Origin of the sequence: Caldicellulosiruptor diazotrophicus (assembly GCF_017347585.1) — a bacterium.
Taxonomy (GTDB): Bacteria; Bacillota; Thermoanaerobacteria; order Caldicellulosiruptorales; family Caldicellulosiruptoraceae; genus Caldicellulosiruptor; species Caldicellulosiruptor diazotrophicus.
This window is the reverse complement of record NZ_AP024480.1, coordinates 168,615-180,360: the sequence shown is the minus strand read 5'-3', so window position 1 is coordinate 180,360 and position 11,746 is coordinate 168,615. Positions and strand designations below refer to the sequence as shown.

The 11,746-nt window shown below is 35.5% G+C and carries 9 protein-coding genes; 8 read left to right on the top strand and 1 reads right to left on the bottom strand.

The annotated features are described in order from the left end of the window. Window positions 1-70: 70 nt before the first annotated feature. From CaldiYA01_RS00710 to CaldiYA01_RS00700, 3 genes are read left to right on the top strand one after another with little or no spacing between them, the layout of a single operon-like run. On the top strand, window positions 71-952 hold the full coding sequence (locus CaldiYA01_RS00710) for a carbohydrate ABC transporter permease (protein WP_207180373.1): 882 nt from the start codon (window positions 71-73) through the stop codon (window positions 950-952). An 18-nt stretch (window positions 953-970) separates the two neighbouring features. Then, on the top strand, window positions 971-1,825 hold the full coding sequence (locus CaldiYA01_RS00705) for a carbohydrate ABC transporter permease (protein WP_207180372.1): 855 nt from the start codon (window positions 971-973) through the stop codon (window positions 1,823-1,825). A 25-nt stretch (window positions 1,826-1,850) separates the two neighbouring features. After that, window positions 1,851-3,035 (top strand): mandelate racemase/muconate lactonizing enzyme family protein, encoded by a 1,185-nt coding sequence (locus CaldiYA01_RS00700; protein ID WP_207180369.1) that lies wholly within the window; start codon window positions 1,851-1,853, stop codon window positions 3,033-3,035. Window positions 3,036-3,315: 280 nt separating this feature from the next. Here CaldiYA01_RS00700 and CaldiYA01_RS00695 read toward each other — a convergent pair whose 3' ends face one another. Next, window positions 3,316-4,758: a transposase gene (locus CaldiYA01_RS00695; protein ID WP_207180368.1), complete on the bottom strand. Its 1,443-nt coding sequence runs from the start codon at window positions 4,756-4,758 to the stop codon at window positions 3,316-3,318. Window positions 4,759-4,921: 163 nt separating this feature from the next. On the opposite strand from CaldiYA01_RS00695, the gene CaldiYA01_RS00690 reads away from it, so the two are divergent. The 5 genes from CaldiYA01_RS00690 (at window position 4,922) to CaldiYA01_RS00670 (ending at window position 11,706) form a co-directional block, all read left to right on the top strand. After that, entirely contained in the window at window positions 4,922-5,971 is a 1,050-nt protein-coding gene (locus CaldiYA01_RS00690; protein ID WP_207180366.1) for a Gfo/Idh/MocA family protein, read from the top strand. Next, window positions 5,955-6,956, top strand: a complete 1,002-nt coding sequence (locus CaldiYA01_RS00685) for a Gfo/Idh/MocA family protein (RefSeq protein WP_207180365.1) — start codon at window positions 5,955-5,957, stop codon at window positions 6,954-6,956. Before CaldiYA01_RS00690 ends, CaldiYA01_RS00685 begins: the two co-directional genes overlap by 17 nt. A 25-nt stretch (window positions 6,957-6,981) precedes the next feature. Beyond that, window positions 6,982-7,713, top strand: coding sequence for an N-acyl homoserine lactonase family protein (locus CaldiYA01_RS00680; RefSeq protein WP_207180363.1), 732 nt, complete (start codon window positions 6,982-6,984; stop codon window positions 7,711-7,713). 77 nt (window positions 7,714-7,790) lie between these two features. Then, on the top strand, window positions 7,791-8,576 hold the full coding sequence (locus CaldiYA01_RS00675) for an IclR family transcriptional regulator (protein ID WP_207180361.1): 786 nt from the start codon (window positions 7,791-7,793) through the stop codon (window positions 8,574-8,576). A 55-nt stretch (window positions 8,577-8,631) separates the two neighbouring features. Further along, the gene (locus tag CaldiYA01_RS00670) at window positions 8,632-11,706 is read left to right on the top strand and encodes a glycoside hydrolase family 2 TIM barrel-domain containing protein (protein ID WP_207180359.1); all 3,075 of its coding nucleotides are present in this window, start codon (window positions 8,632-8,634) and stop codon (window positions 11,704-11,706) included. Window positions 11,707-11,746 lie beyond the last annotated feature (40 nt).

Here is an 11,746-nt window from a genome sequence, read left to right as displayed (position 1 = left end):
TGGAGGAGCTTTAAACATAATTACTCTACCCCCACAGAAGTTATAATGTGCATTAAGGGAAGGTGGAAAGATGGTAAAATTACTGCGGAGTGAAAAACTTACACCATATCTTTTAATTATGCCAGCTGCAATTTTAATAGTAGTCATTCTTATTTATCCCCTTGTTACGGGAGTTATTAATAGTTTTTTGAATATAAACTTACTAATTGTTAGACCCACTAAATTTATAGGATTACAGAATTATATAAATTTGCTCCATGACCCGCTTTTTTGGATTTCATTTAAACAGTCTGTTTTATGGACGATAATTATCTTAATAGGAGAAATGATTATAGGTTTTTTCATTGCTTTATTACTTAACACAGACATTAAAGGTAGAAAAATTTTCAGAACTCTTATCTTGATTCCGTGGTTAATTCCAAATTCAATAGCGGCCATAATTTGGAAATGGTTATACTCTGAGCAATATGGATTGATCAATTATCTATTATGGAAGTTTCATATTATAAAGACTTACAAAGCATGGTTGGGGAACCTACATTTGACATTTGGTGCAGTTGTTGTAGCTGCTTTATGGAAAGCAATTCCCTTTGTAGTGTTAGTAATTTTGGCGGGGCTTCAATCAATTAGTAAGGACTTATATGAAGCAGCAGAAGTGGATGGAGCAAGCGGTTTTCACAAGTTGATTTATATAACCATTCCGTCAGTAAAGAATATAGCATTAATTACTGCTATTTTGACTTCTATATGGAATTTTAATCAGTTTGATATTATTCAAGTTATGACTAGAGGTGGTCCTGGTACTGCAACATTGACGATGCCAGTATTCAGCTATGAATTATTTTTACAGTCATTTCAAGTAAGTTATGCATCAGCAGTGGCCACAATAATGCTCATTTTAATGATAGGGCCAATCTATGTATATGTGAAGAGACTGATGGCAAATGAGTAAAGGTAAGGTGAAAAGAAGATGAGCTGGCTAAAAAGTCAACAAAAAAGAAAAAAGTTAACGCTCACGGTGGTATATGTCTTATTAATTCTCATTAGTATGGTTAATCTTTCTCCTTTTTTCTGGATGATTTCAACTTCTTTCAAACAACCGGATGAGATATTTTTAACAATTCCCAAACTACTCCCCCGTAGCTTTTCTTTTAGCAATTATGTTGGTATTTGGAATGATAGTTATTTTAGTTACTATTTAAAGAATAGTTTAATAGTAGCTTTGCTTAACATGCTGATAGGTACTCTTGTAAGTGTATTTGCGGGATATGGAATTTCTCGGTTTAATTTTAAAGGTAGATTTCTTTTCTCAATTGTATTAATAATTGTCCAGATATTTCCAGGTATGCTATTAGCAATTCCTCTATTTACAATTATGAATAAATTACGTTTAATAGATACTTACTGGGCATTATTAATAGCTTATTCTACGTTTACTCTACCATTCTGTACATGGATGTTGAAAGGATATTTTGATACTATACCTGTTTCGTTAGAAGAAGCAGCGAGGATAGAAGGATGTGGGAGATTACAAATCTTGTTTCGAATTATCTTGCCGCTTGCTTTACCGGGTGTAGTTGCAGTAGCAATGTTTGCATTTGTACTTGCGTGGCAGGAATATCTTTTTGCTCTCACACTTACAAGAAGTGAGGAAATGCGTACAATTACTGTTGGAATTGCCATGATGCAGGGTGAACACGGTCGAATAAATTGGGGACAAATAATGGCAGGTTCTATAATTGCATGTCTACCAGGTGTTATAGTGTTTCTTTTAATGGAAAAATATCTTGTTCAAGGATTTACAATGGGTGCTGTAAAAGAATAAGGAAAAGGGGAGGAATCAATACAAAATGAGTGAGTTGAGAATAGAAAATATAGAAACAATCCTTCTCTCTTATAGATACAAAGAAAATGAGATATGGAAATGGTCGGGAGGAACTACACTCCAACGCAATGCTCTTTTGGTAAAAATTACTACAAATAAAGGAATAGAGGGGATAGGAGAGGTAGGAGAAGCCACCTATGTTCCCCATGCTGTTGTTCAGGTAATAGAACAACGGTTCAAGCCAATGTTATTAGGTGAGGATCCAGTTGATATCGAAAAGTTATGGCAAAAGATGTATATAAGATCAGCTCACTGGGGAAGAAAAGGTTTTGTAATTCCAATTATAAGTGGGATAGAAATTGCCCTGTGGGATATATTGGGAAAATGGCAGGAGCGTCCTGTATATGAGTTGTTAGGGGGAGCATATAGAAAGAAAATAAGATTATATGCCAGTGCAGGTATGGATAAACCCATAGATGAGCTAATCAAAGAAGGTTTAGAGATGGTGAAAGAAGGATATCAAGGTTTTAAGATTCGTATTGGGGAAGAGGATCCGCGAAATGATATAGAAAAAGTAAAAGCATTAAGGGAAGCTTTGCCCCCCGAGATTGACTTAATGGTAGATGCAGGACAGTGTTATACCGATTTTCCATGGGATCTAAATACTGCACTAAAGGTGGCAAAAGAACTCGAAAAGTATAATATTTTCTGGTTGGAAGAACCTTTGCATCCGGATGATATTGATGGTTATGCATATCTATCAAGAGCCACAAGTATTCCTATTGCCGCAGGTGAGAATGAGTTTACACGATGGGGATTTAAAGAACTTATAGTAAAAAGAGCAGTAGATATTTTGCAACCGGATGTAACAAGGTCAGGTGGAATTTCTGAGTGTAAAAAAATAGCGGCTATGGCTTCTGCATTTCATATGAAATGTGCTCCACATATTTTTGGTTCTGGTGTAGGATTTATGGCTAATGTGCACTTTATTGCTTCAACACCAAATGCATTTATAATGGAGTTTGATCGAACACCCAATCCTCTCCGTGATAAGCTTATAATTGAGATGCCAAAAGTAGAAGACGGCTATATTGAAATTCCGAGAGATATTCCTGGTTTAGGAGTAAAGGTAACTGATGAAATAATAAAGAAGTTTGCATTTATTGAAAAAGATCCAGTGGAAAAGAGAAAATTTGAACCACTATTTTGAGTGATTGAATAACATACTATTATTATAGCCGTTTGCAAAATGAATAGATGTACAAACCATAAAATAGGAATACAGGAATAAAAGTCAAGAGGGTGTATAGGTAAATTGTGCTATTTGCACACAATAACAACATTATCAGCAACGTATGTAACTATAAATTTATTACCAAATAATTCAAAAGCCAAAAAAGGCAAAGCTATATCAAACCCTTTAAAAAGGGTTTTTAGTGTGGGCAATTTGTTAGGGATTAAAAATGCATTTTTTAGAGTTAAGAGAAATCTCAGGCAATAAGTTTTTTAAGTTTTTGAAGTTTTTTGTAAGAGATATTTTGGTGATGTTTTAGTATGGCATAAGAGAGAATAAAGAGTAAAAGCATACAAATAGCAGAGAGTAAGAAGTCAGAAAAAAGTGAAATATGGTCATATGAGAAAATGGTATCATGACCGAGAAAAGACTTTAGATTAAAAATAGTTTGCTCGATAGTAACTCTGGATTTGTAAAGTTGATAAAACTGGTCAGAATTTCTATCGATACCTGGATAATACCGCAGGTTGGCATCTGGGTATGTATAGAACATCCTACCTGACTTAGAAGTAGTACAAGGATGTGGGCAGGTGCAAAAGCGTTTATTGTCTTTAATCTGAGAGCAAGGGCAGCGCCATTTAATTCTTGGGGAGCGATTTTTACCATTACAAAGACCTTCGTAGATAAAAGGTTTATTTAGTTTATTACAGAAGGGTATACCGTTTTGTGAGATAGTGATGTTAGGGTCAGAGGTAGGGGTATATGAGGTTTGGTTAGAATTTCTGGGGTTAATAGGGATTATGACTTTAGAGAAATTGAAATCTTTGATGAGGGAAGAATAGACCATGTAAGAGTCAAGAGCACTGTCGGCGATAAAGGTTGAAAACTGATTGAATTGGAAATTATGGTTTAGGTTAATCAAAGCGGGAATAAGAGCTTTTGAATCAGAGATAGCTTTAGAAAAAGCAGGGTCTTGAGGGTCATCAGAAGAAGGACAGAAGGCAGGAGTGATTACAAGAGGTAAACCAAATCCATTAGTGATGATAGCGAATTTGTATCCATAGCAGAAATGACCATTAGCGAACATACGAGTAATATAAGGTGAAGCAGAAGCAGATTTGGGGAGGTTTGAGTATGTGAGATAATACACAGCAGAGGATGTAAGGTTAGGGTTTTGAGATTTAGTTTTTCTGAGCATAGATTGGATGAACTTAGGGTTATTTTCTTTGAGCATAGGGACTAAGGCAGTTGTGTCGAATATTACGCAAGAAGCAAGGTCAGGGTTTATTTCAAGTGCAATATTTTGAGCATATTTTGCGAGGTTATAAAAGACGTTTTCGATTTCGGAGCAAAAGATTTTTCTAAATCTTGAGAATGTAGAGATAGAGGGTATAGTATCGAAGTTGCAGAAAGATTTAAGCTGGTATGAGTTGAGCAAGACAGCACGGAGTTGAGTTAAGGTAGAGAATTTGAAGATTTTTTGGATGAAGAAAGCACATAACATAGATTGCAAAGAGAAGCATCTATGTTTACCGAAGTATTTATAGTAGGCTTTAAAGAAGGATTGAGGGATGAAGTTATTGATATTGATGTATTTGTTGAAGAAGCCAAGAAGGTTATGAGGGTTATTGAGAGCGAGGTTTTTAACGTCCTCATAAAGTTCTAAAAAAGAGAGTTGTTTATTATGATTTTTAAACATTTTATCCTCCTCCTCATAGAAAATATGTTTTATACAGTTATATTTTACACTATCTATGAGGAGGAAGGAATACTTTTTTGAAGATTATATAAAGCTTGATAATGCTCATCTTGAGCGTTTCTGCAAAAGGCTAATACTATTATTAAGAAAGGAGAGAAAGAAAATGATAAATATAGGTATTATAGGCTTTGGATGGATGGGACAAATACATGCTAAAAATTCTACTCTTATTGAAGATTGCAAATTGAAAGCTGTAGCAGATTTAGATCCTCAGAAATTAAGAATTGCAGAGAGTTTGTATGGGGCAGATGTGTATCAGGATTACCGCCAATTATTGGACCGAAAAGATATAAATGCAGTTTATGTAGTAACTCCTGCTACTTCTCATTATCAAATTGTAAAAGATAGCATAGAAGCTAATAAACATGTGCTTTGTGAAAAACCATTAGCTCTTACCCCCCAAGAGGTTAATTCTTTGCGAGAAATAGTAAAGAAAAGCGATAGAAAATTTATAATCTGTTTTCCTGAGAGATTTGCTATTTCTTCCCAGGAAGTAAAAGATATGATTGATCAGGGAGTAATAGGAGAAATACAATATATAAGGGGGAATTTCCGTTTTACTATGAAAGGGCACGACGTGACCCATGGAGAATGGGTCTTTGACCGAAGTAAAGGTGGTGGTCTGATTTTAGAAGCAAGCGTACACTTGTGGGATTTTGTAAGATGGTTAAGTAATCAAGAGGTAACAAGTGTAATAGGTGTTGCTCATGAATATATGAGAGGGAATTCTTTAATAGAAGACAATTTTGCAGCCATAGGATATTTAGAAAAAGGTGGTATTGTCTGCATTGACATGAGTGGAGCATTTCCAAAAGATTCTGCTACTGATAAACGTTTCGAAATTATAGGGAGTGAAGGATATATCTACATTGACGAATTTAAAAATTATATGACTATAAATAGTGAAAGAGGAATTGACGCTAACCCTGGAATGTTAGTGAAGGGAATGACATATAAAGACGTGATGTGGCATTCCCATGTAGAAGGTGGTGCTAAAAGACTTCAAGAGTATTTTATAAGATGCATAAAGAAAAATGAAGAACCTAAACCTGGAGTAGAAGATGGAGCTCGAGCATGTGAGATTTCATGGGCTATAATGGATTCTCTCAAGAGCAAAAAACTGGAGGTCATAAAGTATGGTAAATGTGAATGAGGTTAGAGTAGGATTTATAGGGTGTGGAAGAGTAGCAGAAAATCATTTTGAAGCTATCAGAAAGTGTGAAAATGTGAGATTAATTGCAGTAAGTGATATCAATGAAGAACTTGCAATGAAAAGGGCACAACAATGGGGGGTGGTAGTATGTTCCCCCTATGAAATTTATAAAAGGAATGATATAGATGCCATTTTTGTTTTAACTCCATTTCACACTCATTTTTTCTACACTTTTCATGCTTTAAAGGAGGGAAAACACGTTTTAGTGGAAAAGCCAGTGAGTATGGATCCAGAAGAAATAAGCCAGATGGCAAAAGTAGCACAACAAGTTGGTAGAATATGTATGCCTGGACATAGTTATATATATCTTCGTGAACTAAGACGTTTTAAAGAAATCATTTCCTCAGGGAGTTTGGGAGAATCTTTTACAATGTTTTCCTTTGAAATATATTATATGCCAGAGGAATTAATAGAAAAATATAACGGTCCTCTACAGGAAGTTTTGTGGCATCATATATATCTTATGATAGCCTATATGGGCTTGCCTTCTAAAGTTTGTGCTGTCAAAGGATGTTTTAGGAAAGATAAGATTCCTACTGGGGATGAACATTTAATGGTAGTTGCGGAATTTGAAAGTGGAGCTCTTGCTCATATTTATCTTTCATGGGCAACTGAAGACGAAACAAGTGATCCGTGGACATTTAAAATAAAAGTGCTGTGCCAAAATGGTGGGCTTCATTTTTCACGCAGGGATATAGTTAAATTTACTCCAAATAAAGAAAATGAATATCCTCTCTATCAAGAAATGTTTGATGAAGAGGTTGATTATTTTATTAACCAGTGCATAAGAAAAGGGAAAAAACCACTCTCTGACCTTTACGATGCTTATTATACTTCGTGGATAATAAATAAGATAAAAGAGGCTATTGAAGAAGAAAGGGTTCTTAGGATCGATATTAAAGAAATAGGTGAACTAACCTTTTAAAAAGAAGACACAGAGGTGTGAAGGAATGATATATGAAATAAAACCTCTTTTGATAGGTGAGTTTGGACCTGTTCATGATGGCATAAAGTTTAGGGGAGGAAATATACTTCATGAGGAAATGGTGCCATCTTTTTCATTTTATATTAGAACAGCAACTAATCATATCTTAGTAGATACAGGTTTTGGAAAAATCAAAGAGTGTGAGAAAGCAACAAATTTAAGATTTGGGCAAAAAAAGAGAATTGAAGATATACTTGACGAAAATAATATTGATCCCGAGGAAGTTGATCTTATAATTTGTACTCATTTACACTGGGATCATATTGGTAATATAGATTTATTTCCCAATGCAAAGGTAGTGTTTCAACTTGAAGAATTAGGATGGGCATTGAGTGTCCCAGTTTGGGAACCTGGATATATAAAATTTTTTACACAACCTATCTTCAAGAAAATCAATGAAGGAAAGGTATTAGTTGTGAATGGCGACAAATTTATAAATGAAGATATTAAAGTAATTAAAGTTGGAGGGCACACCCCAGGTTCTCAGATAGTGGAAGTATGTTTAGGAGAGAGGAAAATAATCATTAGTGGAGATACTATTATGACATACAAAAATATAGAAGAAGAAATTCCTATCGGTCTTTTTTATAACTTGGAAGAATGCATAAAAGCCATTTCTATAGTGAAAGAAAAAAAGTGTATAGTATTGCCTGGCCATGATTGGAGAGTACTTGAATACAAAAATTTGTTAGAATAAAATGTTGATAGATATTTTAGAGAGTTGCTTGCACAAGATTTACAAAATTTAATCAAAAAGTAGGGGAGATAAAATAAATGGAAAAAGAAAAAAACTTGCATCGTTCTTTGCAAAGAGCATTAGATATTATGGAACTGATAGCTTCCTGTTCAGAAGGATTAACTTTAAGTAATATATCACAAAAATTGGGAATTCCTAAAAGTAGTGCGTTATCTCTTCTTAACACATTAGTGGAGAGAAAATATCTTATTTTTGACTCCGCAACTAATCGGTACAAGATGGGTATCAAAATGTTTGAAGTGGGAAGCGGTTACTTGAGAGAATCAGAATTTATGGATGCAATAATGGCAGTAGTAGCAAAAGTAGCAAGAAAATCCAATGAAACAGTCCACCTCGCAGTAAGAGATGGACGCGATGTAATTTATATTGCAAAAATTGAATCTAATCATCCTATTCGGATTGCTTCTTCCATAGGTAAACGCATACCCGCTCATGCTACAGCACTTGGAAAAGCGTTACTATCTGGGTTGAGTGATAAGGAATTGAGAGAATTATACTCTCAACAACCGCCTGAGCGATTAACCGCTAACACCATCTGTGAGGTAGAAAAGTTAATAGAGGAGATACGAAAAGTAAGAGAAAACGGGTATGCTCTCGACTATGAAGAATCTTCGGAAGGTGTAAGATGTTTTGGAGCACCGATTTTCAATCACAATGAGCAAATAATAGCGGCCATTAGTATAGCAGTTCCCACGATCCGAGTTAACGAAGAAAATGAGGGATATTTTATAGAATTGATAAAAGAAGCTGCACAAGAAATATCAGATATTCTCAAAATATATCAAAAACAAAGCCTAATTTGAAGGATTTATTAAACGTTACTTCCTGAAAATGGGAAAACAAAGAGGGGGAAAACAGATGATAGAGAAAAGACACTGGGAAGACCCCACTATTCAGCATATTTTTAGGGAGGAACCCAGAAGCTCGTTCATCCCATATGATGAAGTTGAAAAGGCTTTTAAGGGGGAGTGGGAATTATCTTCCCTGTTTAAATCCCTAAATGGAAAGTGGAAGTTTAAATTATTTGAAAATCCTCTTAAAGCTGAAAAAATACTAATGAACGATGATATTTCATGGGAGAATGAAATATTTGTTCCCAGTAACTTTCAGATGTTTGGTCAAGACATACCAATCTACACAAATACCCGATACCCAATCCCTGTCGACCCACCGTTTGTGCCAGATATAAACCCAACAGGTGTCTACAAAAGAGAATTTTATATTTCTCAAGAAGACTTAGACAAAGAAATATTTGTTGTATTTGAAGGGGTAGACTCAGCATTTTATGTATATATTAACGGTAAGTTTGCTGGTTTTTCAAAGGTCTCTCACATGATGCATGAGTTTGACATAACAAGATTTGTCCAAGAAGGAAGAAATACTATCACAGCTATTGTTTTAAAATATTCAGATGGAACTTACTTAGAAGACCAAGACAAATGGCGAATGAGTGGAATATTCAGAGATGTGTATCTGCTATTTCGACCAAAGGTGTTTGTAAGAGATGTGTATTTAAAACCAGTCTTGAGTGATGATCTCAAAGAAGGATACTTGACTGCTGAGATTGAAATTGAAAACAGAAGCAACGACCAAAAAGAATTTAGCATAGAAGTGCAGGTCTTCTTTGATAAAACTTTAATCAAAAGCTCAAACAAATCTCTGGGACTTTCTGCAAATATTCAGACTTCTGTAGCTTTTGAATTTCAAATTGAAAGTCCAAGACTGTGGAGCGCAGAGCTACCCAACCTCTACACATTTCTTGCAATCTTAAAAGATATAGATGGAAACATTTTAGAAATTATCCCTCAGAACTTTGGTTTTAGGAAGATAGAAATAAAGGACGGAGTATTTTATCTAAACAACGTACCTATAAAGTTAAAAGGTGTCAACAGACATGACATGCATCCAAGAGTAGGATTTGCAGTGACAAGAAAGATGATGCAAGAGGATATAACTTTGATGAAACAGCACAATATAAACTGTGTAAGAACCTCACACTATCCCAATCACCCTTATTTTTTAGAGCTATGCGACAGATTTGGTATTTATGTGATTGATGAAGCTGACCTGGAAACCCACGGATTTGGAGCAGTTGGTGACTGGGGACTTCTGGCAAAAGACCCTGCTTGGGAAGATGCGTTTGTTGAAAGAGCAAAGATGATGGTAAAGAGAGACAAAAATCATCCATCAATCATTATCTGGTCGCTTGGAAATGAATCTGGCTACGGCCCAAATCATGATAAAATGGCACAGTGGATAAGGTCATATGATAATAGCCGTCCTATTCATTATGAAAGTGCCCGTGATGCTGAGGTTGTGGATATTGTAAGTGTAATGTATCCACCAGTAGAAAAACTTGAAGAAGAAGGTAAAAAACAAGAGAAAAGACCATTTTTCATGTGCGAGTATGCACATGCGATGGGCAACGGTCCTGGAAACCTCAAAGAGTACTGGGACGTGATATACAAATACCCAAGGCTTTTAGGTGGATGTGTGTGGGAGTGGGCAGACCACGGAATTTTGACAAAGACACCTGATGGGAAAGAATATTATGCTTATGGTGGGGATTTTGGAGATGAGCCAAACGACGGTAACTTCTGTATAGACGGACTTCTTTTCCCTGACAGAACTCTATCTCCAGCTATGTTCGAGCTCAAGAAAGTTTATGAGCCAGTTGTAATTGAACTTTTAAACAAACAAGAAGGAACTTTTAAAGTTACAAATAGATATGATTTTATCTCTTTAAACCATGTTGAGGTTGAATGGGAATTGCTGTCAAACGGTAGGGTTGTAAAAGAGGGCTTTGTTGATGTGAGCAATGTTCTTCCCCGCTCTTCAAAAGAGGTCAAAATCGATGAGGTCAAAGAAGTTTTAGAAAGCTGCAAGGAAGAGCTTTTTATTACCTTCACAGTAAAGCTTAAAAATTCACTGCTTTGGGCAAAAAGAGGTTTTGTTATAACAAAATCTCAGATTGCACTTAAAGAAGATACTCCTCAAGATGCCGTACAAAAAATTGAGAAGGTAAATATTATTTTCTCAAAGCAAAACAGGTTTGAAGTAGTAAATTCTCCTGACAAAGTTGAGGTTTTTGCTGGCAGCACTTTAGTAGAGTTTTGCAGATGGTCAGGTGATTTGATAAGCTTGATGCACAACGGTCTTGATTTTATAAAATCCTCGCCAAGGTTCAATCTTTGGAGGGCTCCAACAGACAACGATGTGCACATCAAAAATAAATGGATAAAAGCTGGATTTGACAAGCTTCAAAGAAGAATTGTAAATGTCAGCTTTGAAGAGCACAGCGAGTACTTCAAAGCAGAGACAACTTCGGTATATGGCGCATATTCAGTAAAGCCTGTATTTGAAGTGACTATAAGCTACAAGGTTTTCAAATCGGGAATTGTAGAGACAAATATGTATGCGTGGGCTTTAAGACAGCTTCCGCCACTTCCAAAGATAGGATTGCAGTTTATGATGCCAAAAGAGTTTGAATATGTCAAATATTACGGAAGGGGACCTCACGAAAACTATCCTGATATAAAACAAAGCGCAACTGTAGAAATATATGACATGGCTATAAAAGACATGTATGTTCCATATATAATGCCCCAGGAATATGGAAACAGGTGTGATGTTAGATGGGCTTTTGTATACAACATCTATGGAATAGGACTTTGTATTAAAGGCACCCCTACATTTAACTTCAGTGCAAGAGAATATACTGATGAAATGTTAACTAAAGCAAGACACACATATGAGCTGACAAAAGCAGATGGAATTGTTGTGAATGTAGACTTTAAAATAGGTGGTATCGGAAGCCAGAGCTGCGGCCCCGGCCCGCTTGAGAAGTATTTAATTAAAGATGACAAATTTGAATTTTGCTTTTTTATGATACCTGTTGATAGCAATAGTTTGGATGTTGAAAAGCTGTGGTAAAAAAATTGAGGGTTTGTCCAAGATATTTTGGATAAACCCT

Excerpts from the sequence above, each read along its gene's own strand:
- CaldiYA01_RS00685 (WP_207180365.1), top strand. The coding sequence starts at position 5,955 with ATGGTAAATGTGAATGAGGTTAGAGTAGGATTTATAGGGTGTGGAAGA.
- CaldiYA01_RS00675 (WP_207180361.1), top strand. The coding sequence starts at position 7,791 with ATGGAAAAAGAAAAAAACTTGCATCGTTCTTTGCAAAGAGCATTAGAT.
- CaldiYA01_RS00710 (WP_207180373.1), top strand. The coding sequence starts at position 71 with ATGGTAAAATTACTGCGGAGTGAAAAACTTACACCATATCTTTTAATT.
- CaldiYA01_RS00670 (WP_207180359.1), top strand. The coding sequence starts at position 8,632 with ATGATAGAGAAAAGACACTGGGAAGACCCCACTATTCAGCATATTTTT.
- CaldiYA01_RS00695 (WP_207180368.1), bottom strand. The coding sequence starts at position 4,758 with ATGTTTAAAAATCATAATAAACAACTCTCTTTTTTAGAACTTTATGAG.
- CaldiYA01_RS00700 (WP_207180369.1), top strand. The coding sequence starts at position 1,851 with ATGAGTGAGTTGAGAATAGAAAATATAGAAACAATCCTTCTCTCTTAT.
- CaldiYA01_RS00705 (WP_207180372.1), top strand. The coding sequence starts at position 971 with ATGAGCTGGCTAAAAAGTCAACAAAAAAGAAAAAAGTTAACGCTCACG.
- CaldiYA01_RS00690 (WP_207180366.1), top strand. The coding sequence starts at position 4,922 with ATGATAAATATAGGTATTATAGGCTTTGGATGGATGGGACAAATACAT.
- CaldiYA01_RS00680 (WP_207180363.1), top strand. The coding sequence starts at position 6,982 with ATGATATATGAAATAAAACCTCTTTTGATAGGTGAGTTTGGACCTGTT.